At 45.5% G+C, this 22,720-nt stretch carries 17 protein-coding genes and 1 pseudogene; 7 read left to right on the forward strand and 11 right to left on the reverse strand.

All coding sequences use genetic code 11. From position 1 onward, the window contains the following. The 5 genes and pseudogenes from QUA56_RS07150 to QUA56_RS07170 all read right to left on the reverse strand — a co-directional run. Positions 1-846, reverse strand: a pseudogene (locus tag QUA56_RS07150) (tetratricopeptide repeat protein); the annotation flags it as partial. Positions 847-1,105: 259 nt separating this feature from the next. Further along, positions 1,106-2,395: an ATP-binding protein gene (locus QUA56_RS07155; protein WP_333355069.1), complete on the reverse strand. Its 1,290-nt coding sequence runs from the start codon at positions 2,393-2,395 to the stop codon at positions 1,106-1,108. A gap of 141 nt (positions 2,396-2,536) precedes the next feature. Next, complete coding sequence (locus tag QUA56_RS07160) at positions 2,537-3,367, reverse strand: hypothetical protein (RefSeq protein ID WP_333355072.1); 831 nt, start codon at positions 3,365-3,367, stop codon at positions 2,537-2,539. Between the two features lie 45 nt (positions 3,368-3,412). Then, complete coding sequence (locus tag QUA56_RS07165; RefSeq protein WP_333355076.1) at positions 3,413-3,847, reverse strand: hypothetical protein; 435 nt, start codon at positions 3,845-3,847, stop codon at positions 3,413-3,415. A 64-nt stretch (positions 3,848-3,911) separates the two neighbouring features. After that, complete coding sequence (locus tag QUA56_RS07170) at positions 3,912-5,669, reverse strand: serine/threonine-protein kinase (RefSeq protein ID WP_333355079.1); 1,758 nt, start codon at positions 5,667-5,669, stop codon at positions 3,912-3,914. Between the two features lie 874 nt (positions 5,670-6,543). On the opposite strand from QUA56_RS07170, the gene QUA56_RS07175 reads away from it, so the two are divergent. From QUA56_RS07175 to QUA56_RS07185, 3 genes are all read left to right on the forward strand, one after another. Beyond that, positions 6,544-7,974, forward strand: coding sequence for a form I ribulose bisphosphate carboxylase large subunit (locus QUA56_RS07175; RefSeq protein ID WP_333355082.1), 1,431 nt, complete (start codon positions 6,544-6,546; stop codon positions 7,972-7,974). Positions 7,975-8,111: 137 nt separating this feature from the next. Beyond that, positions 8,112-8,522 (forward strand): RuBisCO chaperone RbcX, encoded by a 411-nt coding sequence (gene rcbX, locus QUA56_RS07180; protein WP_333355084.1) that lies wholly within the window; start codon positions 8,112-8,114, stop codon positions 8,520-8,522. 45 nt (positions 8,523-8,567) lie between these two features. Continuing rightward, positions 8,568-8,903, forward strand: a complete 336-nt coding sequence (locus tag QUA56_RS07185) for a ribulose bisphosphate carboxylase small subunit (protein ID WP_333355087.1) — start codon at positions 8,568-8,570, stop codon at positions 8,901-8,903. 138 nt (positions 8,904-9,041) lie between these two features. Here QUA56_RS07185 and QUA56_RS07190 read toward each other — a convergent pair whose 3' ends face one another. The 3 genes from QUA56_RS07190 to QUA56_RS07200 all read right to left on the reverse strand — a co-directional run bounded on the left by QUA56_RS07190 (position 9,042) and on the right by QUA56_RS07200 (position 11,413). Then, positions 9,042-9,683: a restriction endonuclease subunit R gene (locus tag QUA56_RS07190; protein WP_333355090.1), complete on the reverse strand. Its 642-nt coding sequence runs from the start codon at positions 9,681-9,683 to the stop codon at positions 9,042-9,044. 170 nt (positions 9,684-9,853) lie between these two features. Then, on the reverse strand, positions 9,854-10,087 hold the full coding sequence (locus QUA56_RS07195) for a hypothetical protein (RefSeq protein WP_333355092.1): 234 nt from the start codon (positions 10,085-10,087) through the stop codon (positions 9,854-9,856). Between the two features lie 105 nt (positions 10,088-10,192). Next, positions 10,193-11,413, reverse strand: coding sequence for a hypothetical protein (locus QUA56_RS07200; protein WP_333355095.1), 1,221 nt, complete (start codon positions 11,411-11,413; stop codon positions 10,193-10,195). 254 nt (positions 11,414-11,667) lie between these two features. Between QUA56_RS07200 and QUA56_RS07205 the strand changes: the two genes are divergently transcribed. Further along, the gene (locus QUA56_RS07205; protein ID WP_333355098.1) at positions 11,668-11,937 is read left to right on the forward strand and encodes a hypothetical protein; all 270 of its coding nucleotides are present in this window, start codon (positions 11,668-11,670) and stop codon (positions 11,935-11,937) included. Positions 11,938-12,132: 195 nt separating this feature from the next. On the opposite strand, the gene QUA56_RS07210 is transcribed toward QUA56_RS07205, so the two are convergent. Then, complete coding sequence (locus QUA56_RS07210; RefSeq protein WP_333355101.1) at positions 12,133-12,507, reverse strand: hypothetical protein; 375 nt, start codon at positions 12,505-12,507, stop codon at positions 12,133-12,135. Positions 12,508-12,873: 366 nt separating this feature from the next. Between QUA56_RS07210 and QUA56_RS07215 the strand changes: the two genes are divergently transcribed. After that, positions 12,874-13,443: a Uma2 family endonuclease gene (locus QUA56_RS07215; RefSeq protein ID WP_333355104.1), complete on the forward strand. Its 570-nt coding sequence runs from the start codon at positions 12,874-12,876 to the stop codon at positions 13,441-13,443. 86 nt (positions 13,444-13,529) lie between these two features. On the opposite strand, the gene ruvC is transcribed toward QUA56_RS07215, so the two are convergent. Then, complete coding sequence (ruvC, locus tag QUA56_RS07220) at positions 13,530-14,063, reverse strand: crossover junction endodeoxyribonuclease RuvC (RefSeq protein ID WP_333355107.1); 534 nt, start codon at positions 14,061-14,063, stop codon at positions 13,530-13,532. Between the two features lie 227 nt (positions 14,064-14,290). Beyond that, the gene (gene bchI, locus QUA56_RS07225) at positions 14,291-15,397 is read right to left on the reverse strand and encodes a magnesium chelatase ATPase subunit I (RefSeq protein ID WP_445242878.1); all 1,107 of its coding nucleotides are present in this window, start codon (positions 15,395-15,397) and stop codon (positions 14,291-14,293) included. 404 nt (positions 15,398-15,801) lie between these two features. Here bchI and QUA56_RS07230 point away from each other — a divergent pair, with 404 nt between their 5' ends. After that, positions 15,802-22,491, forward strand: a complete 6,690-nt coding sequence (locus tag QUA56_RS07230) for a S8 family serine peptidase (RefSeq protein ID WP_333355109.1) — start codon at positions 15,802-15,804, stop codon at positions 22,489-22,491. 21 nt (positions 22,492-22,512) lie between these two features. After that, complete coding sequence (locus QUA56_RS07235; protein WP_333355112.1) at positions 22,513-22,713, forward strand: hypothetical protein; 201 nt, start codon at positions 22,513-22,515, stop codon at positions 22,711-22,713. Positions 22,714-22,720 lie beyond the last annotated feature (7 nt).

Below are 22,720 nucleotides of genomic sequence, written 5' to 3' on the forward strand. Positions count from 1 at the left end.
GTACCTGCCTTGGGATTGATAAAGTGCGGCGAGGTAACTCAAACTACTGGATAATTGCGCTTCCACATCTAACTCTTGTTGAAGGGCGATCGCCTTTTTAAAATACTCGATCGCCAATTCATACTCTTGCTGAAAATTTTCGCACTCTCCCGACTTAATCCTTCTGTCATAAATCTTCCCCATACTGGCATAAAGACTTGCCAAACTGGGGTCTTGGAGTCCTTTTTTTTGTTCCGTTTGCGCGATTAAATCCTGCAAATCTTCCAGCGGAATCAAACTCGGCGGTTCGCGATCGTCCTCTGCAACTAGGGCTCGAAACGGTTCAAATTCAGTTTTGGGAACAGCCGCAGTTTTTTTCGTATCAAAGCGAAACACACCTTTCCGCCAACTCCAAAAATCAGGAGACTCATTACTAATCAGAATTTCAATTTGTCGCGTCACCCACAAGACAATCGAAAACGGAAACTCCCGCAATGCTTCCCGCGTCCATTGCAAATAACCAAAAAACACTTGTTGTTCCGATCGACTTTCGCCAAATTGTTTAAAAAACCGCAGTTTTTCCACACCCGTCACGGTGATCGCGGCTTTTCCGCGCTGCTGCAAATATGCTTCTTGTTCGACTAAATTGGCGATCGCCGATCGCAAACTCGGTTCACCTCTCGCCAATTCTACGCGATAGCGGCGGATATCCGGTTCGAGTTGTGCTTCATAATCGGAAATCAGGCGATCGCGACAGTCGCTATCATCGCAAACAGCGATTAGCAAGTTGAGAATATCTTTACCCGCTTCAATTGACACGAGTAAATCTTCATAATTATCTTGGTTTTGACTGTTGAGATCCGACATAATTGATTGTCATTTGTATCGAAGTCTCGATCCCCCTAAATCCCCCTTAATAAGGGGGACTTTGAGAATACTCTTGTCCCCCCCTTATTAAGGGGGATTTTGAGAATACTCTTGTCCCCCCCTTATTAAGGGGGGTTAGGGGGGATCGACTTTGGACTCAGACATTACCTTAGTCCGCGCAGGCGGACTTTGTTTGTGTAGAAGCGGTTTCAACCGCCGTTTGAATCGACGCTTCAACCGCCGAGTATAAAAGAAATTATTAACGCGGAAAATCATCCCGCTGCTTTAACAATTCTAGCACGATCGGGTGAATGTCGTACCACAAAACAGCATTGCGATACTCCAAAACATACAACCCGTGCAGCAAGTCCAAAAACCCTTGTGCTTTCGGGTCAGCAGGTTTAAAATCTCTGTAAGTTGCAATCAACATCTCATAATCAGTCGTTCCCAAACGGGTATCGAAATCGATCCGCAATTTATTAATCGCTTCCTCAAACACCTCAGCATTAATTTCAACCGCAGCTTCTGGATTCCGCCGCACCAACCGCAAACAAATGCGGCAGCATTCGTTAGCAATTCTAATCAATTCTCGCAATACTCCACCGCTGTATGCGACAACGCGATCGAGTGTTTCCGGTTCGATCAATTCGCTTCCCAAACGTTTAGCTAAAATCTCTTTCAATCTCGCCGCCGGTTCCGCCATTGCAACAGCACCAGCATTTCGGCTTTCGCCGCGTTTAAACAGCTTTGTGACTGGCATGAACACGATTTGATCGTTAGTTTCCGTTTCCACGGTAGCGGCTAAAGAGACATCTCGCAGCGCCGAAATAGGAGTTGTTAAAATCATCCTAAAATTCGGCAGAAACAGCGCTTTGATATGTTCTTGATAAACTTGGCGAACGACACCTAAATCCAACTTATCCAGGTCATCAATCACTACAATTATGTCTTTTTGCGCGCCTTCTTGAACTACGGCAGCAATCTCGTTAATTGTCGCCACCAAGTCAGAAACTTTGCGAATAAATTCTTGTTTAATTTCTTCACGAATCGTCGCATCAGCTTTTAACTTGCCTGTAATCATCTTAAACAAGTTAAAACCGACCGATCCGCTTGCGCCCAATTCGTCAATTTTAGTTTTAGTTTTAGTGGCAAACCAGTTATAAAATGATTCTTTAATTGATTCTTTGATGGGAATTTCCTGTTTTTCGGCTGCATCCATCAACTGAACAGCGATCGCAAACAAGATATTGATATGATTGACATCCGACATTTCAATCAAGTCGGAAATCGAGAAAAAGACGGTAAAATAGCGATCGTCCATCTGGCGGCAAAACTCCGCCAACAGTGTAGACTTGCCGCAACCGCGATGTCCGCTAAAAATAATTTTACCCCTACCGGAAGGGTCATCTTCGACTAATTGCTCTAATTGTTCGAGGACTTCCGTCCCGTATTCTACTCGGAAGTTTTCCACTTCTTTCGGAGTTATCAGCGGCGATAACTCCATATTTGCATAGGCTGTCCGAAAAGATTCTAGTAATATTTTTGACATGGCACTCTGAGGCTATTATTTAATCTTATGGATGATTATAAGCTTTCTAGCACCTAAATTGTAGATTTTTGGGCAGGTAAGATGCCCGCCCCACAATAGTTTTTTTGTCTCCGTAGATATACCGGATTTTTTACCGATCGCTCATTTGGGTGCTGTCCCCGATCGAACTGGCGATCGCAAATCTTGCGTCAAATTCCAACATCCATTGCGATGCTCAAAAATATAAGCACCGGGTTCTCCATAAGTGCGGATGAGATCGCCATTGTTATCTTCTGCTTCCATATCTATACCAAACTCGGCTTTCACATAATCTACGCGGAATGTTTGGCGATCGATCTTTTTGACATTTATCTTCAGTTTATTCTTCAGTTGCTCGCGGAGGCTAAGTTTTTTTGTCGAAGAGTCCACATAGATGTACGAATAGTCGATTAAGCCAATTCTAAAATCATCGTAGTTTTGCTTACCGATCACCTTTAAAAGCTTGCTGGGATTTTGATAATCTCGGATTTGGATATCCGACCAAGTATAGGTATTGCGTATCTCTTTGTTTTGATAGTCGTAGCCTCTAACAAAGTCCCCGAAAAAGCTTCGGTATTCCTCTAGCGAACACGATACAGGCGCCGATTTTCTCGGACTCTCGATTTGCGAGACTTTGACATTTGCGATCGAATGTCGATCGACTCTAACATCGTTTTGGGTTGTCCAAAAGTCAGAACTCGCATTGTGGCGTTGCAAAATTGCGGGATGATTTTGATTGTTTTGTGGGATGGGCGTCCCGCCCGTCCGCTGTATTTTCAAAGCAGGCGGGACGCCTACCCCACAAGAATCATTCTCAAATTTTGCAACGCCTGCATTCGAGATTGCTACAGATTCCTGTGCTGTTTTGGCAGTATTTGAAGCTTTCGTAGAAGAGCCGGCACAGACTCCAATTAATGCTAGCAGCAACAGAGCCATCATTTTTCTGTAATTCATGCAGATTTGTCCTCCATCAATGCTTGAATGTGATGCGATCGAGTTTCACAGTCCACAATTGGAAATATACATCTCGCGTCGAATTGCCAACCATTCATTGCTGCTGGCTCGATCGCCTTTATGAATTTGCTGTCCCGTAATTTGAGGGTGACGGCTATAAAAAATTATATCTGCAAGGCGATCGTAGGTCTGCTCGTAGGTTTGACCGTTAATTACCGTGAATTCCCATCCTGTATCTCCGGGGCCGGGGCTATTGCAGACTTCTGGTGCTGACTTAACTCGCGGATCGATTTCTGCGCGCAATCTTTGCCATTCACGGATATAGTCGCGATCGCCCGCTTGCAGTTTGCGATTGTTGAGTTCAGGATTAACTTTGTAGAACAATAAATCTGTTAATCGATCGACAGCTCGATCGCGCGATTCGGCTTTGGCTAAATTTGCCCCACCGAACACAAGGGCGATCGCCAAAGTACAAACCATTGAAAATCTTGAGACGGACTTAAGTGATAATGACTTGATTAGCATACAGATTTGGTATTTATTCCTACCGCCAACCCAACCACCTTAACAAAGGCACAACCAAATAATGACTGACTCCCAAACAAAGCCCGATCGCACTTCCCAACAAACCAAAAAATGCCACAGTACCCCAAACTTGCAGCCAGCCGAAGGTAGCGTTAGACAGTGACAAAATCCCGAAGAAACTTCCCGGAAAAATGCTCAAAGCATTCAGAAACAAAAACAGTCCTGTAGCACAAACAGCTACCACCAAAGCATGAACTAATTGATGGCTCCGCAAACCCATTCCGATCGTTAAAGTGGCGATCGCAAAAGCACCCAAAATAACCCCCTGCACGCCGCTAGAAGTTGTTGCTTCCAACCAGCACAAACCTGCTAACAAATAGCCTTGAACTCCCATCATTGCTGACAGCCAATACTGTTTGTGCTGGCGAAAACCCCCCGCATCCGTCAAACCTACCGCAGTTCCCAACCCCGCAAACGCAAACAGCACAACTTCCGGCCCGACATCTAAAGTCATGTTGGGCATTAATTGGTGCAAACCTAAATTAACAAAACTGGCAATTTCCGGGCCTATAGGCGAAGCATAGCCCAAAACCAAACCGCCGATCGCCCCCGCACTTCCCCCGATGCCGCCGAGCACCATTTCCCAGCTAGTATCCAGAGAAGCTACCACGATTTGGGCGATCGCCCCAAACACAAAACCAGTCAGGCTGACAGTTTTTTGCGCCCCCGCCACCGCTACTTGCCTGCAGAATTCTAAAATAGCTTGACCCGCAGGGGCGATCGCGATTTTGCCATTACTCCTAGCATAAATCTCCTGCAAACGCGCCCGAACATCCGCAGCGGAAGCCGGACGCTGCTGCACGTTCGATCGCACCATATCGTCCAACAAATTCGCAAAATCCCGACTCACAGATACGATGTGGCGCCACCGCAACTCCCCCGTCATCGGATCTTCAATTTCCGCCGGATACTTCCCCGTCAGCAAATGAATGCAAGTCCGCCCCAGCGCATAAAAATCCGTCGCCGGCACCACACCGCCTCCCGCAATTTGTTCCGGGGGACTGTACCCGGGCGAAATCAACCGCGTCGAACTCGGAGAATCTTTCCCTACCCGTTCGACACCGCCCATTTGTTTAACTCCCCCAAAGTCGATCGCCACCAATTGCAGTCCGCCCAAACCCTTGTTAAGCAAAACTTGTGGCGATTCCGGGTCTCGCAGCATCAAATTTGAGGGTTTAATGTCGCGGTGAATAATTTGACACCTGTGCAACTCCTCTAAAATTTCCACAGCTTGACTCAGCCAACTAAACACCCATTCCTGCGGACATCCTTCAGGGTGCTCGTGGAGAACCTCTTCTAAAGTTTTGCCGTGAATCTTTTCCATTACCAAACAAGGCAGCCGCCTCGCCGCAGCATTTCCATCCCCGCCTGCAAAATTTTGCGTTTGGATGTGAAAATAACCGTCAGGCTCGACTCTAGGGACGCCCGGGTGCCGCAAAAGTGCCAAAACCCAAGCTTCTTGCTCGAACAGTTTCAGCGCTTTCGGGGAAGTTTCGAGCAACACTTTCAGGACGCGCTCGGTTTGAGTTTCTGCGTCCCAAACTGTGAAAATCGCTGCAAAACCCCCGGAACCGAGGCCTTGTAGAGGCACGTAGCGATTTTTTAGCCGCAGTGGAGCCCCGCAACTATGACAAAAATTGTTGCCCCAAGTCTGAGGGTAGGGCCTTGGGCAATCTGGATTGATGCAGTGGACGGCTTTTGAAGGGGGGTGAGGCACAACCAGAGTAAAAATGGGGCTAAATATCCATAGTAGACTTACGCACAGCTAAGGCAGAAACCAGGTTTTCACCGAGGTTAAATTGCTGTAACGACGGATTTGGTTTGAGAAACAAGGTTGCGGCACAAGTCCTGTCCATATTATGTGCTATGCTGTCGATTTTTGAGTTGGCGGTCTGAGAGTCAATCGATTTTAGATTTTAGATTTTAGATTTTAGATTGTGGATTTTGGGAGAGTTGGCGCGATCGCAGCAACCTCAGAAACCGGGTTTCTTGCTATATTTCTCGTTTAGCACCAATTTTTCGTAGAAACCCGGTTTCTCGCCCACCCACGGGATTTTGGATTTTCGATTGTGCCAGAGTTGGCGCGATCGGGCTTTACAACCTCAGAAACCCGGTTTCTTGCTATATTTCTCGTTAATACACCCAAATTTTTCCCATAAACCCGGTTTCTTGGCCCCCACGGGATTTTCAATTAAAGAATTGCATACTCGATTGCAGTTGAGCTCGATCTCCTACCCTAAAATTAAGTATTTATAACTAACTTTTCCTCCCCCCAACCTAAAATTTACAATCTCAAATTTAATCGATCTCCACCATAAAATTAAGTATTTATGACTAATCTTTCCTGTTTCCTCAATCTAAAATCTAAAATCTAAAATCCAAAATCTCCTCGATCCCCAGCCTTTCCTCCTGCATCCTTCGCTGCTTGCGTTTTATAAGATATGTTACAAATATTTTCCTAATGTAAAGCCAAATAAATAATACTTATGATGATTAAAAGAATATTAAAATTTGAGAGCGTCACTTTATTGATATATTACTAAAAGCCTGCGATCGGGCAAAAAAATTAAGCGAATACTAGGAAGCGAGATATGGCTTACGCGCAAACCCAAACTCAATCAAAGGCTGGGTATAAAGCCGGAGTTCAAGACTATAAACTAACGTATTACACGCCAGACTACACCCCCAAAGATACAGATGTTTTGGCTGCATTCCGCGTCACACCGCAGCCGGGAGTTCCCCCAGAAGAAGCTGGAGCTGCTGTGGCTGCTGAATCTTCGACTGGTACATGGACGACTGTTTGGACTGACCTCCTGACCGACCTCGACCGCTACAAAGGCCGCTGCTACGACATCGAGCCAGTTCGCGGTGAAGACAACCAGTACATCTGCTTCATTGCCTATCCTTTGGATTTGTTTGAAGAAGGTTCAGTCACCAACTTGCTGACCTCTTTGGTCGGTAACGTGTTCGGTTTCAAAGCTCTGCGCGCTCTGCGGTTGGAAGACTTGCGGATTCCCATTGCTTACCTGAAAACTTTCCAAGGCCCTCCTCACGGTATTACCGTTGAGCGGGACAAATTGAACAAGTACGGTCGTCCTTTGCTGGGTTGTACAATTAAGCCCAAATTGGGTCTGTCTGCTAAGAACTACGGCCGTGCCGTTTACGAAGTTCTGCGCGGCGGTTTGGACTTCACCAAAGACGACGAAAACATCAACTCGCAACCGTTCATGCGCTGGCGCGATCGTTTCTTGTTCGTTCAAGAAGCTATTGAAAAAGCTCAAGCAGAAACCGGCGAAGTCAAGGGTCACTACCTCAACGTAACTGCCCCCACCTGCGAAGAAATGATGGAGCGGGCTGAGTTCGCTAAGGAAATCAAAACCCCCATCATCATGCACGACTACCTGACAGGTGGTTTCACTGCAAACACCACCTTGGCCAAATGGTGCCGCCGCAACGGTATTCTGTTGCACATTCACCGCGCCATGCACGCCGTAATCGACCGTCAAAAGAACCACGGTATCCACTTCCGCGTACTTGCCAAGTGCTTGCGGATGTCCGGCGGCGACCACCTGCACTCCGGTACAGTTGTGGGCAAACTCGAAGGCGAAAAAGGCATCACGATGGGCTTCGTAGACTTGATGCGCGAAGACCACATCGAAGAAGACCGCGCTCGCGGTATCTACTTCACCCAAGATTGGGCCTCCATGCCTGGTGTCATGCCAGTTGCTTCCGGCGGTATCCACATCTGGCACATGCCAGCCTTGGTTGAAATCTTCGGCGACGACTCCTGCTTGCAGTTCGGCGGCGGCACCTTGGGCCACCCTTGGGGCAACGCACCTGGTGCAACAGCTAACCGCGTTGCTTTGGAAGCTTGCGTCCAAGCTCGTAACGAAGGCCGCAACTTGATGCGCGAAGGCGGAGACATCATTCGCGAAGCTTGCAAATGGAGCCCTGAATTGGCTGTTGCTTGCGAACTCTGGAAAGAAATCAAGTTTGAGTTCGAGGCAATGGATACCGTTTGATGATTTTGGGTTTGAGATTTTAGGTTTTAGGTCGCAAACTTGCTGCGAAGTCTTTATCTTTGAAGAAGATTTACCAGTAAGTTTGCATCCAAAATCTAAAATCCAAAATCTCAAATTTGAGGGAGCTGGGGTCAAAAATGGATCTCAAACAAGTTGCGAAAGACACCGCTAAGGTGCTGGCAAGTTACCTAACCTATCAATCCGTGCGGATTGTGGTCGCTCAGTTGAGCGAAACCAATCCTCCTCTGGCAATCTGGTTGAACGACTTTTCCACTAAGGGCAAAATCCAAGATGGAGAAGCTTACATTCAAGAATTGCTGAGGGAAAATCAAGATTTAGGATTTCGGATCATGACTGTGCGAGAGTATCTGGCTCACGATGTGACGGAATTTTTGCCAGAAATGGTTTGTACTGGCATTCAACAGGCGAATATGGAACACAGACGCCAGCATTTAGAGCGAATTACGCAACTTAATTGGTCTGTTTCTATCAGTAATCCTGAAACATCAATAGATTCTGAACCGAATCTGGATAATTTGTCGAGTTAATCGATCGACAAGTGCGATCGAACACACACCTTAGAGATACAAAAAATGAAGACTTTACCTAAAGAGCGTCGTTACGAAACTCTGTCCTATTTGCCCCCGCTGACAGACGCGCAAATTGCCAAGCAACTCCAGTACATCCTGGATCAAGGCTACATTCCCGGCGTAGAATTCAACGAAACCTCTGCTGCTGAAATGCGCTACTGGACTTTGTGGAAGTTGCCTTTGTTTGGTGCTCGCAGCGTCCAAGAAATCATGGCAGAAGTTCAAGCTTGCCGTCAAGACAATCCTGGTTGCTACATCCGCGTCATGGGTTTTGACAACGTGAAGCAATGCCAAGTGCTCAGCTTCATCGTGCACAAGCCGAACACCAGAGGCTACTAAAAAGTTACCCTTTCCCCTTTTATGAAAGGCGATTGAAATCGCAGCTAGACAAACGAAGTCCGCCTACGCGGACTGAAGAATAAAGAAAGGGGGATGTGGTATAAGATTTGAGGCGGGGAATGTTCCCGGCCTCATTTTTTATAGCTTACAAATAGCCTTTAAAACTTGCAGCAACAAAATTGAAGGTTCGGGCTCCATCAAAGTCAAAAATGGCATTAGCTGATAGGTTGGAGGATTTCCTCTGCGGATATTGACAAACTGATAAAACTCTCCGCTAGTTGCCAATCCCCAAACAAACTCTTGATATTCTAAACTTTTACAGGCGTAAGTTAGGAGTTGGGGCCAACCAGCGCGGGGAGCAATTAGACTATTTTTAGATTCTACTACTAAAATCCAAAATGGTATGTCAGTGGCGATTTGTTTCTCTTTATTGATTGCTAAAATGTCAAATCTGCCTGTAATCGTTGTGTCTTCATCTTCTATAGTGATATTAGCAATATCTTGTTCTAGACTCATCTTGATTGGGCCGCGGTAGAAGCCAGCCAATCGCATTAAGGGAAACGTAGTTAAAGCTTGTACCAGTCCTTCAGAGACTCTTTCCACTGAGAGGTATTCGCGAAAATCGCTGCGAATTTGGGCGAGTTCTAACTGTTCTATCTCTGTCAAAGATTCTAAGGACAAAAAGGTTGTGTACGTGTCATTATTAAGCTGCTCTTGGAATTTCAAAATTTGACTGACTTCACCGAGCGTTATATTTTTGGCATTAATAGTTGTCGTCATAGTTAAATAGTTATTTAAGTTTTAGTTATAATTATAACATAGAGATTATGATAGTCAATTTGTACCATTATTAGGAACAGGCAAGATGCCTGTTCCACGACATATTAAATTTTTTTGTGGGGCGGGCATCTTGCCCGCCCATGAAAGTGACAAATGGGATAACTGCGAACCTAATCTATCCTTTCCATCACAATCCCATCAAATATTTCATAACCCCAATTAAACTGTCGATTTGCCAACTGCTGGGCCATGTCATATTCGCCTAAATTGCAGAGTTCAACTAACATTTGATATCCTTCATCTCTTTCTCGCTGCAACCTTTCCTGCCGCAGTTTTTCCCTCTCTTCCTCAGAAGGATTAGGTCGCTCTTTCCCCAGCGGATTGATATCGCTAATTCGTTTCATATCTGCTTAGCTTGTATGGTGCGTCAGTCTTGAGTTTAGTAGAAAAAATAGGTTTTCCCAACTGACGCACCCTACTAATTGCGCCGGTTGCGTCTAGGAATGTTACTAAAAAGGGATAGATTCGACTATTTCACCGTCTACTATTTCGTAGCCCCAGTCTGGATTTGCAGCGATTTGTTTTTCAATTATACTTCGACCGAGAGGAGTGTTGTAAGCTTTTTGCAAAGAGGAAATACTGGGTATTTCGGCGGCGGTTGGCGGCTCTTTTTGTTCTAGTTTTGGCGGTTTAGCAATTGTTTCAGATGTGGATTGATTTAAGGCCAATGGAAGCGCGATCGCCCCTAATTTCCGCATTACGCTATCCTTGGTGATTTGCGGTTTTTCGTTGAAGGAAGAGGGCAGATATGGTGTGTCAACGCCCTGCTGTTTGGCTTTGAGTGCATCATCAGCAAGGCGATCGCACTTTCGCAAAAATCCCTCCCACAAATCTTTCCCCAAAACCGGGTTTCTCAAGTCAGCACGAGCTCTGGAGACTGCTGCTTCTAACGGTTCTCCTTTGTGGACGTAATACTGAATTCGCTCTTCTTCAAATGCAGGATAAGGCACTTCCGGCTCGATTTCCCAATCCCGCTTGACTTTCTGACTTTCTCCTAAAGGGATTCCGGCGATAAATTCCTCCCAAAAAGTCGAGGTTAAGCCTTTTGTCATGCTGTCAATAATTTTAAATGCCCATCCCGAAGGATTGCCGAATCCTAAGTTGCGTTCTTGAGCATATGCTTCTAAAGCTCGCTGAAAGTTGTGCAGTTGTTCTTGGGAGTTCCAAGGGCCGCTAAATCGGTAATTTGGGGTGACAGCAACGGCTATTTGCTGGCGGGGTTGACCGAAGAATTTGTCGGTTTTAATGCTCTGATTCGATTGGGAATTATCGGCAACTATGTCTACAGGATAATTGAGGCTTTTGGGGAGAGTTTGTGTTATGATATCTTCAGGGTTGGCTGTGAAATGATTATTTATTTCTGCCTCGAATGCGTCAAAATCTGCCCAGAGTTCTAAGGTGTATATGTGGTAATTAATTGATTTTGCTTTGATGAGCGATCGACTTTTGAGTTGACTTATGGCTAATTCTTGTTCTTCGGAATTTAAACCAGTAACTGCTTCAATCTCATCGCAGTTAGTTGTTAGCCATTCAGAATGTTTTAGTTCAGATTGCCATTGAAATAATTGGCACAGCAAAATACTGGCTGTGACACCGCCGGTAATCTTGGCTAGTTTGGGATAGTAGATGGCGGGATTTCCTAAATTCCCTAAAAATATTCCTATTTTCATTTTGTATATTCTTAATTCCCTTGAATCGTAGGGTGAGCCTCGGCGCACCTTACCTTGAATCCTAGCGTGCGCCGAGGCCCACTTTACCTCGACTAAACTAGCATTTAGAAACTTAAGATTTTCTTTAAGCTTCTGTCTATTCCCGACTGAATGGAGTTTCTAGAGGAAAGACGGGGATCGCATATTCGATCGCCTGATTGACAGGACAGACTTAAACGTAATAATAAATTATTTACTGTACAGATCCTCCCAAAATGAATCCAGAACGTCAAGAGGCTTATTTGAACTTAATCGAGCGAGTGCTTACCTGTCCCAACGGCCAAGAACCAGAGGTTTTGAGTTCCTGTTCCGATTTAATTGATGCGGGATTTGTGCAAATGCTAATCCAGATATCGGCTTCAATGGCCCGCGAAGGTGACAAAGATACTGCTAATTTTTTAGTGCAACTTGCTCGTTTGCTGGGAAAATCTTTGGCTTTGTCGCCGGATTTCGTGCCTGCTGGGTACAGCAGTGCACAAGGGTAGAGCAAAAGTGCGATCGCCTCGCTTTATCATGTTTTATACAAAATCCGCGCTAAAAATCCCTAAGATTTGGCGATTGAAATCGCTCAACAGTCAAACGAAGTCCGCCCGCGGGGACTGAGAATAAAGGGGGTTTTTTAACCCAGATTGAGTATGATGTTTTATGAAATAGGGGCGATCTTAACTGCATCGATGGCTTTACAGTTGATATTCGAGAGGCTCGCAAAAATCATTCACCCCTGTTTTAAATACATAAATAATCACCGAAGTCACCAATATTTCCGGGCAAGTTTTTGCTGCCACTAAATCTCTAAATGCTGCATTCAATTGTCCGTTTGTCAACTCTTCTTTAACCTCTGATTTGCAGATAGCAACGCGGCATCTTTTGGCCAATCCGTCTAACCAATTTTCTGATATATTCGGTTCTTGTCCGGCTTGAATTGCTAGAGATATCGCTGCATCTTCGATGTTACCTTCGCAATCTTCGATTTCATCGAGGGCTTTTAGGGCTTCGGGGTATTCGGCTAATTGCGAGCGAAATTGGGCAATTTGTTGTGAGGTAATAATCACCATATTATTTTCCTGTGTTCTCTGCTGGCTGGACAAGTTTAGCAATTAAAGGTGATATTATAGCATTTTTTTTTGAGGTTGGGATTGGGCGATCGAATTTAATTTTTGTTTTAACTGATATCTGGCACTCGCGCAATACTCCGACGGGGGTTTAAACCCCCGTCTCATAGCTTAAGTCCTCTTTCAGAGGACTGATGTTAAATGCGATCGATATCTGGCATTTGCACTCTAGTCCACCTGGGGCTTAAACCCGTCTAAAAGCTTAAGTGCTATACGACTGATGTTAAATTAGATTAGTTCGTCTGTCATTGACAAAAAGTGGCGCTAAAATAGGTTTGCAGAACTCATATTTCTAGGGAGTTAGGAAAAATGACAACCGTTACTTTAAACTTAGATACTGTCGAACTAACAGACGAACAGTTTTACCGTTTGTGCCAGATGAATCGAGATTGGCAATTTGAACGGACAGCTAAAGGAGAAATCATTATTATGTCACCAGTAGGCGGAGTCAGCGGCAATCGAGAAGCGGGTTTAATTGGTTTAGTTTGGATATGGAATCAGCAAACGCAGCTAGGGAGGGTGTTTAGTTCTTCAACAATTTTTCGGTTGCCTAATAATGGCGATCGCTCTCCCGACGCAGCTTGGGTTAGTTTAGAAAGATGGTCGGCTTTAACAGAAGAACAACAAGAGAAATTCCCGCCAATTTGTCCTGATTTTGTCATAGAATTACGATCGCGCACAGACTCGCTAAGGCCGCTTCAGGAGAAAATGCAGGAATATCTGAACAGCGGCTTGCGCTTGGGTTGGCTGATTAATCCACAAGACGGACAAGTGGAAATTTATCGGGCTGCTAGCGAGGTAGAGATTGTACAGTTTCCGGTTAGTTTGTCGGGAGAAGATGTGTTGCCCGGATTTGTGTTGAATTTGCCGATGGTTTGAATGGGAATTAGGAATCGGCAATGGGAATCGGCGATTGAAATCGCTTCTACAAAAACAAAGTCCGCCTGCGCGGACTGAAGATTAGATTAAATTTTTACGGTTTCCAATGGGATTTTTTTCGGACAAATATCATCATCGTACCAACCAGTCAAAGCCACCGCCAAAGCATCCGCCGCATCATCCGGTTTCGGAATATAACCCAACTCCAACTCCCGCGCTACGGCATCTTGCACTTCGGATTTATCAGCATTCCCGCGCCCTGTTAAAGCTTGTTTGATTTGCGCTGGCGTAAACTCGAACAGCGGCACTCCACACTGCGCCAATACCAGTGTCAAAACGCCCCGCGCTTGCGCTACCAGTATGGTATTTCCCATTTTGTAAAAGAACAGTTTTTCTGCTACTGCTAAATCTGGTTTTACCTGTTCAATTACGGCGTGCAAATCCTCGTAAATTGTTTTGAGGCGCTGTCCCATTTCCTGTTTTGGCGTTGTTTTAATTACGCCGCAATCAATCATGGAAACAACATTTTCATCTTCTTTTCCGGGGACAATTTGACAGGAAATTGCGCCGTATCCGAGGCTTGCTAAGCCCGGATCTAATCCTAAAATTATCTTTTTCATGGGCGATTAGTCATCAGTTACCGTCATTGATTTTTAGTTTTATTTCTACACTCTGATGACTAATATACTTGTTTCCTAAAATAGTTGGTGTTTCTGTTCGTAGTAAGGACTTTAGTCCTTATCAGCCTTTTATGAACAGGCTTTCCGGCCTGTTCCACAAGAAAATTTACTCTTTGTGGAACAGGCCGGAAAGCCTGTTAAGCGAGAATGGTGCAAGATGTGAGTTACTAAGAACTGGTTTCCAGGCCGAATACCCGATCGAACACTTTAGTCACTTTATAGCCCGAATCTATTGATTCTAGCGGGTCTTTCCGCAATCGGTGCCGCAAACACAGAGTCATCACCCGGCGAATATCGTCCACAGTCACCTCTGTGCGGCATTCCAAAGCCGTGAAAGCTTTCGCCGCGCGATTTGTGACCAAATCGCCCCGCAGCCCGTCTACGTCCAATTCCGCGCAAACTTGGGAGATTTTTACTCGCAAATCTCGATCGATAGTTACCGATTTCAACCTTTCCTGAGCTTCCACCAACTTCTGCTGCATATCATCTTGTTCGTGCTGATATTTCGCGAGAAACTCCGGCGGATTTTGGTCAAAACTCGATCGCTGTTCGACAATTTCCACTCTTAAATTGGGGTCTTTCACAGTCCGAATTTCTGCGTGCATCCCGAATCTGTCGAGCAACTGCGGCCGCAATTCTCCTTCTTCTGGATTCCCGGAACCGATGAGAATAAACTTAGCCGGGTGACGGATCGAAATGCCTTCTCTTTCAACAGTATTCCAACCGCTGGCGGCCGAGTCGAGCAAAACATCGACTAAATGATCGTCGAGCAAATTGACTTCATCGACGTAAAGAATGCCGCGGTTGGCTTTAGCTAAAAGGCCGGGTTCAAAAGCTTTTACGCCTTCCGACAAAGCTTTTTCAATGTCGATCGTACCGCAAACTCGGTCTTCGGTCGCGCCCAAGGGTAAATCTACCATTTGGACTTTTTTGCGGGCGATTTTAATCTCAGTTTGAGATAAAGTGCGATCGCGCACCTCGTCGCTCATCAAATCCGGATCGGTGGGATGACTGTTAAAAGGATCGTCAGCCACCACCTCAATTTCTGGCAGCAAGTCAGTGAGGGCGCGGATTGTGGTAGATTTGCCAGTACCTCGATCGCCCATAATCATCACCCCGCCAATTTTGGGATCGATGACATTCAACAGCAGCGCCAGTTTCATCTCCTCCTGGCCAACAATCGCAGTGAAGGGAAAAACAGCGCGGCGGGCTGCGGTAGCGGTTGGCACAGCACCCGCATTCAGGTTATTGCTGACTTCGGCAGTAGGACTCACAGGATAACTCAAAATATAATAATTGCTTGTTTATTGTAGGGGATAAGGGATTGTCTGGGGCGATCGATTGCGGGCGATCGCAGTTGTAGGGTGCGTGAGGGCGAGAAATCTTTGACTGGTGGCGTGTGACTGTTGACATTCACGCACTTTGCTGTTTCCGCAGTGAAGTGCAACTAAGCTTTTCTGTATTTAAATTGCACCTTTGGGGCGGGCAGGATGCCCACCCCACAAGAGTTTTAAGCAAAATCACCAGTAAATTAAATGCGGGTAGATTGCAAATTTTGGGCGATCGGCAACCCTAATGTAAACTTATGTAAAGATTCACCGCGCTTCGCATAAAAACCTCAAGTTCCCCCAGATAGATAATTAAGAGCATTTTCAAGCAACTATTTTTCAGGGGTAGCATGACTGAACTTAACATCGGGGCATTGACTGACAGCACAAGCTACACAGGTAGTGTTGACACTACAAATATTTTTGACATTTACAAATTTAACATCAACAGTCCGGGAAATTTCCAATTGTCGATCGACGGTTTGAGCGGGAATGCCGATGTATTTTTATTAAACTCTACTGGCGCAACACTTTACAGTTCCACCAACGCGGGAACCGATGCAGAAACAATTAGTGTTGACAGCTTACTAGCCGGAGACTATTCAGTCAAAATTTTGCAAATCACTGGCGACATCAAATACACGCTGAATTTAGCACCAACTAGCACTCAACAATCATCCGACGCAGACACCCTCACCGGTGCAACATCAGATTCTCCACTTCCTTCAAACAGCGCCGCAACTTCGGAAAAACCCACTGCAAACAAAGATGTAATTACAGGAACTGCTGTTGATGACAAGACTGTCACCGCAGAAATAACATCAACAACTACCGAAAAACCAGTCACAACCGACTCCGAAACAACTCTCACATCTGAACCGAAAAAACCTGTCGCAGCGATTGAATCTGCGGTTGAACCAACATCAACAACTACCGAGAAACCAGTCACAATCGCATCCGAAACAACTCTCACATCAGAACCGGAAAAACCTCTAGCAGCGACTGAATCTGCGGTCGAACCAACATCAACAACTACCGAAAAACCAGTCACAACCGCCTCCGAAATAACTCTCACACCTGAACCGGAGAAACCTGTTACAGCGACTGAATTGGCTAGCGAAAAACTGCCAAGTGAAGAGACTACATCAGCGGGGGAAATCGCACCCGACAAACCAACCGATTCGGCAATTTCAACCGCCGAAGAACCCAGCGGAATTGCTGCCACAAACAATCCAAATAGCACAGTCGCCGCCAAAACAGATGCAGTTGCAGGCGAAACAATTGCCACTCAACAACCAAAAACAGGCGAAACTTTAATTGCTACTTCCCCAGATGCCAGCAAGCCAGGGGACGAAAAAAATACTGACACCAGCAACGGGGAAGAAACAAAGAAAGAGAATTCAACTACTACCGTAGCAACAACTGAAACCAAAAAAGAACCAGAACCGACTACAGACAAAAAGTTAATTTCTCCCTTTACATCGGGAGTTTTTACTACGGATGAAACTGGTCGCATCAGTGTAGACTACACATTTGATGGTGGGATGTTCCAAGGTGAGTTAGCAATTTTCAGTTTAGACGATTTAGATAAATTTGAACCTGGTTCGGAAGCATTCATTAAAGAAGTAGCAGCGCGTTCTTTAAGTAACTCTGTGAAAGGTCATGTAGTCATTGATGATGCTACAGAAGGTGCGCGGTTTGCCGGTTTGTTAGGAGAGAGTAATGCCAACGAAGGAGTCTACTTAGGAGTCAAGAGTTTTGCAGTAACTGCTGGGGGTAAATATGGGGTGATGTTGATACCCAACGGTAGTGTAAAGTCTGTGTTTGATAATCCGACTGTTGGGGGCGATCGACGTCCTTTATTTTCTATGGCAATGGCGAATCCTGTAGAGGGATTTCACTTTGGTCAAATTGCCGATGTCACGGGAGAAGGTAATACCTTTGTCATGGAGGATATGCGGTTAGATTCGGGGACTGACAGGGATTACAATGATATCATTTTCCAGGTGCGGGGTGCGACTGGAAGAGCTGCTTTGCTCGATACTGTGATTAACCCGGATAAAGATTGGCGAAAAACAGATTTGGGTAAGGCCGTTATTGCTTATGCCAAACCTTACATTACCCCGGAACCAAAACCAACTGTAGATGCTGAATTATCAGATTTACTTGATGATTTAGAAACTGAAATTCTGAATCCATCAACTTCAGATAAAGAGACTCCAAAAACTCCAGCGCCTGTCGCAAATGCTGACACAAATACTACTGATGCAACCAAGGTTGTATCAACGGATAAGGTAGATGCCAAGCCTACTACTCCAGCGGTGACGACTGAGGAAGAAGTCAAAGATACTGCGAATAATTCTAGTGATTTGACTCAGGTTGAAACCACCGATAAAGTAGATACAAAGCCTACTATTCCAGCGGTGACGACTGAGGAAGAAGTCAAAGATACTGCGAATAATTCTGGTGATTCGACTCAGGTTGAAACCACCGACAAGGTAGATACAAATCCGACAACAGGTGCGACTACACCAACTGCTGGCAAAGATACTGTGGCGGATTCGACTGAAAACTTACCCGTTGAAAAAACACCTGTTCCCCCAGCGACAACTGAGGTAAAAGACCGAGTTACCGAAACACCAGCGACACCAACTTTGCCAGCTAAATCTACTACTGAGACGGAAGTTGCTGCAACGATACCAACTGAGAAAGTAGAAACAAAGCCGGAAGTTTTGCCAGCGGAAAGTCAGGCGAAAGTAGAAACAAAGCCGGAAGTTTTGCCAGCGGAAACTCTGACAAAGGTAGAGACTAAACCCGAAGTTTTGCCAGCGGAAACCAAGGCGAAAGAGGAATCGAAGCAGGCTTTAGTAACTGAGGTAGAGAAAACTGAAACTCCTCAAGTTGTTGTAGCCGCAAATCCTATAGAGTCGGTGAAGGAAAGTCAGCCAACAGTGGCGGTTGAGAGTAAAGAAACTCCAGCGGTTGTGCCGCCGCTAGCAGCGGAGACTGTGCCAGTTGTAGGTACGAATATTGCTGTAGAGTCGCAGAAAAAAGAGATAGTTACTCAGACTGAGACTGCGGGTGTTAATGATGCTGCACCAAAAGAGTTATTGCCAATTTCTCCAACAGTTGCAAAACCAACTGAGGATAATTCGACTCCTGCGGTGACTCAACCAGTTAATGACGAAGTAGCACACAACAATAATAATGTCAATGCTGATTGGATTGCGCGGTTGGAAAGCATTAAACAACGTTTGAGTAATTTGGGTGGTGCTGATGTTGTTGCCGAAAATGCGATCGATCGCACTTTGATTGCTCGTTTAGAAGCCATGACTGAGAAGTTGAGGGAGCAAACTGGATCGACTCCTATTTCGGATAATACAGGGGCGTTGATTTCGCGGCTGGAAGATATGGTAGTGAAAGTCGAACCTAAACCAGTCGAACCTATTCAAACTGTACAGTTTGAGTTTCCTGTAGCAAATCAGCCGTTAGTGGGTGTAATTGATACGGGTTTCAGCGGTAATAATCCTGATATTGACTATTCACGGATTATTTTAGGGCGCGATCGCGTTTCTAATGATTTTAACCCCTTACTCGTCACAGGTGAAGGTAACGAACACGGTACGCACATTTTAGGGATTATTGGCGCAACTCAAAATAACGGTGTGGGTATTGATGGAGTGAACGATAAAGCGCCTTTGTGGGTGGGGCGTGCGATCGGTTCTGGACAGTGGGCGGAATCTTTGGTTGAATTTGTCAATGCTGCGATCGAGTCGAATCAACCGAATGCAGTTGTCAACCTTAGTTTAGATTTAACTCAAATCAATCCTGACGGTAGCGTTACTACTCGCTACGAATTTACGCCGGAGGAAAGGGCTGCGATCGAATATGCGCGCCAGCATAACGTATTGCTGGTAGTTGCGGCTGGTAACGATGGCGGTGTGATGTCAGTTTTGGGTCAAGCTTCCCAGGAATTTGACAACATTATTACTGTCGGTGCGGCGGAACGAATTAATGATGAAATTGCACTTTCTAAAGCTTACGATCGATCGGACTATTCTAGCTACGGTGCCGGTTTAGATATTTTGGCCGATGGGGGGACAGTGGAAAATCCAGTGTTGTCCACTACTGGCGATGGCGTAGGTGCGATGGCGGGGACTTCGGTGGCGACTGCGAAAGTCACGGGTGCTGTTTCGCAAGTTTGGGCGGCGAATCCGCAGTTGAGCTATCGCCAAGTGATTCAAATTATCAAGGATACTGCCACTGATTTGAAAGAGCCTAATTGGGATGAAGAGACGGGTGCAGGGTTGTTGAATATGGCGGCGGCTTTGACTTTGGCAAAAGCTACTCAACCGGAATTATTGCCAGTAGAACCACCTAAAGATGATGAACCTGAAGTTCAGGAACCTGTAATTAAAATCACTCCAGAAATGGGCTTTTTACCAGAGCCTATTAAACTTACTGATGATATTTGGTTCCTGGGAGGGCCTAGTCCAGATAAGTTAAATTTGATTGGGGGTTTTTCTAATCGGAACGCTGCTGATACAACTAATGCTGACCAACTTTGGTCAGGTGGAGGTTTAGGGCTAAACCTAAATGGTTCTGGTGTAACTGTTGGTGTATGGGATGAAGCAAAAGTCCGCAATACGCATCAAGAGTTTGGCTCTCGTGTTGCAATTAGCGATGCAGCCTCAAATTTTAGCGATCATGCTACCCATGTTGCCGGAACAATAGGAGCTACTGGGGTTAATTCTGAAGCTCGCGGTATGGCTAATCAAGTTAATATCCGTAGCTATGATTGGAACAACGATTTACAAGAATTAGAAGCCGCTGCTAAGACAGGGTTGACTTTATCTAACCATTCTTATGGCAGCATAATAGGCTGGGATTCTAGACCGGATTGGTCTGGAATTGGTGTTTACGGCAAGATTGATAGTTGGTTTGGAGATCGATCGCGATTTTCTGAAGCTGAAGGTTTTGGGAAGTACGGTCAAGATTCTAAAGAGTTAGATCAGCTACTCCAGAACAACCCTAATTTGCTAAGTATATGGGCTGCGGGTAACGATCGCGGGGGCGCTTTTGGCAATATAGCTAAAAACAACACTTATGTAACTTACTTCTCATCAAATCCAGGGAATATTCCCAATTGGCAAGGACAAGGTTGGTATAAAATCCCCAACAGTGGTGTTACAAATGCTCCTGGTAAAGATGGCGGAAATACTGGTTATGATACTCTATCTGCGAAGGGCGCAATAGCCAAAAACACTTTAGTAGTTGGTGCGATCAACGCAATTACAGCCGACCCCTATAACAGCAGTAACGTTGTGATGTCATCTTTCTCTAACTGGGGACCAACGGATGATGGGCGACTCAAGGTTGATGTCGTCGGTAATGGAGTAGGTGTCTATTCAACATTAGCTAGTTCCAATACGGCATACGCATCTTATAGCGGTACGTCTATGGCAACACCAAACGTAACAGGAACAGCCACGTTACTAACTCAACACTACAAAAACCTCTACGGTACATCTCCTCGTAGTGCCACACTCAAAGGTGTAATAACTCATACAGCTTTCGATGCTGGCAACAAAGGACCAGATTATACCTACGGATGGGGCGTTGTTGATGGGGCTGCTGCTGCGACGTTCTTGACTAATGCCAAAAATCAAGTAACTGATCGTCTAATAGAAAACACATACACAGGTTCTCAACAAAGCTATCAGATTACATCTAATGGTAGTGGCTCGCTAAAAGCTACGCTCGTATGGACAGATCCACCAGGAACTCCACATGGTAATGGGTTAGATGAAAAGACTCGTGTACTTGTCAACGATCTTGATTTATCGATAACCGCACCAAATGGTCAAGTATTTCGTCCTTGGACGCTCGACCCAAATAATCCCTCAGCGCCAGCAGTTCGCACCACCCGTAACAACGTCGATAATATCGAGCAGGTACTAATTGATGCACCTATGGCTGGAACTTACACGATTAATGTTAATCATTCGGGTAATTCCTTCACACAAGCGTACTCTTTGCTAGTCAGTGGTATATCAAAACCACTAGAAAATCCGATCGGTCGTGGCTCACGCGCACCGAACCTGTTTATAGATGCCTACAACCGCGTCAATGGTCAAGGTCGCGGACTCAAAGCTCAAGGTGATGCTTATCGCTGGGGGAATGGCTGGACACAACGCTTCCTCGACTCAAATAATAATGAAGTTTTGATCATGCTCGAAGATGGTCAAAGTCAAGCTTACGTGGTATGGGGAGAAATTCTCAAAGAGTACAAAAATGTGGGTGGTCCTGTTGGCGCAAACCTTCCTGGTGGTGGTTGGGCATATCTCGGCTATCCCCGCTCTGACGAAAAAGGTGGCACCAGCAGCAAAGGCTCACCCCTAGCCTTACAAGAATTTGCTGGTGAGAATGGTAAAGCAAGGCTTTACTACCATTGGAATAACGGGAATCGAGTTGCTACCTGGGGAAGCGTCGGTGCTTACTACATCAATATTGGTGGTCACAATCACTGGTTAGGAGCTCCAATCAAGCGGGAATACATTGATGGAGACACCATTTTTGCGGATTTTGAAGGTGGTCGTATTGCCTTCCGAACCACTGACGCAAAGACAGAAACTTTACAACCAGGTCAACAGCCATCTTGGCGACAAACTCCCAAATGGCAATTAGATATCGAAAACGAATATCAACAGACTAAGGGTTTATTGGGAAATCCCAGAAATAATACCTATTTCAATGCAGGAACCACCTCTGCTGCTCCCGCAGGCACAACAGGAATAGGGAAAGATTACGAATGGGGCAGTATCCATTGGTCTCAAAAGTATGGCGCGGTTGCCCTTTGGCGTGATTTACAGCGGGAGTATGAGCAATATAGCTCTCCCAACGGTTCGGGCGGTTGGTTAGGCTTCCCCACTCGTCGGGAATATGACTGGAATGGTGGCAAACGCACTGACTTTGAAGGAGGATATATTTATTGGAACGGACAGCGAGCCAAAGCTTACCGTTTAGGAGAGTTACCGTAGCCTTTTTAGCCAGTAGAAAGATTGATCGCTATCATCAAAATAGCCATACTCAAAGAGCGATCGCCCTTTTGTAAGCACAAATTAGCGATCGCCCTTTACTCCTTTTTCTCAACCAAAGCCGATCGCCCCTTTACCCTTAGTCAAAAAGTGCGATCGCACTTTATCTCTTTTTCTCAACGCGCAGACGATCGCACAACACAATCTAGTCAAACAGCATTTTAAGCAGAGG

The sequence above is a fragment of the Microcoleus sp. N3A4 genome (genome assembly GCF_036701805.1).
GTDB lineage: Bacteria > Cyanobacteriota > Cyanobacteriia > Cyanobacteriales > Microcoleaceae > Microcoleus.

What these genes read in the sequence shown, in the direction of transcription:
- QUA56_RS07200 (WP_333355095.1), bottom strand. Translation starts at nt 11,413, where the DNA reads ATGAAAATAGGAATATTTTTAGGGAATTTAGGAAATCCCGCCATCTAC.
- QUA56_RS07175 (WP_333355082.1), top strand. Translation starts at nt 6,544, where the DNA reads ATGGCTTACGCGCAAACCCAAACTCAATCAAAGGCTGGGTATAAAGCC.
- QUA56_RS07160 (WP_333355072.1), bottom strand. Translation starts at nt 3,367, where the DNA reads ATGAATTACAGAAAAATGATGGCTCTGTTGCTGCTAGCATTAATTGGA.
- ruvC (WP_333355107.1), bottom strand. Translation starts at nt 14,063, where the DNA reads ATGAAAAAGATAATTTTAGGATTAGATCCGGGCTTAGCAAGCCTCGGA.
- QUA56_RS07190 (WP_333355090.1), bottom strand. Translation starts at nt 9,683, where the DNA reads ATGACGACAACTATTAATGCCAAAAATATAACGCTCGGTGAAGTCAGT.
- QUA56_RS07165 (WP_333355076.1), bottom strand. Translation starts at nt 3,847, where the DNA reads ATGGTTTGTACTTTGGCGATCGCCCTTGTGTTCGGTGGGGCAAATTTA.
- QUA56_RS07210 (WP_333355101.1), bottom strand. Translation starts at nt 12,507, where the DNA reads ATGGTGATTATTACCTCACAACAAATTGCCCAATTTCGCTCGCAATTA.
- QUA56_RS07155 (WP_333355069.1), bottom strand. Translation starts at nt 2,395, where the DNA reads ATGTCAAAAATATTACTAGAATCTTTTCGGACAGCCTATGCAAATATG.
- rcbX (WP_333355084.1), top strand. Translation starts at nt 8,112, where the DNA reads ATGGATCTCAAACAAGTTGCGAAAGACACCGCTAAGGTGCTGGCAAGT.
- QUA56_RS07185 (WP_333355087.1), top strand. Translation starts at nt 8,568, where the DNA reads ATGAAGACTTTACCTAAAGAGCGTCGTTACGAAACTCTGTCCTATTTG.
- QUA56_RS07230 (WP_333355109.1), top strand. Translation starts at nt 15,802, where the DNA reads ATGACTGAACTTAACATCGGGGCATTGACTGACAGCACAAGCTACACA.
- QUA56_RS07205 (WP_333355098.1), top strand. Translation starts at nt 11,668, where the DNA reads ATGAATCCAGAACGTCAAGAGGCTTATTTGAACTTAATCGAGCGAGTG.
- QUA56_RS07215 (WP_333355104.1), top strand. Translation starts at nt 12,874, where the DNA reads ATGACAACCGTTACTTTAAACTTAGATACTGTCGAACTAACAGACGAA.
- QUA56_RS07195 (WP_333355092.1), bottom strand. Translation starts at nt 10,087, where the DNA reads ATGAAACGAATTAGCGATATCAATCCGCTGGGGAAAGAGCGACCTAAT.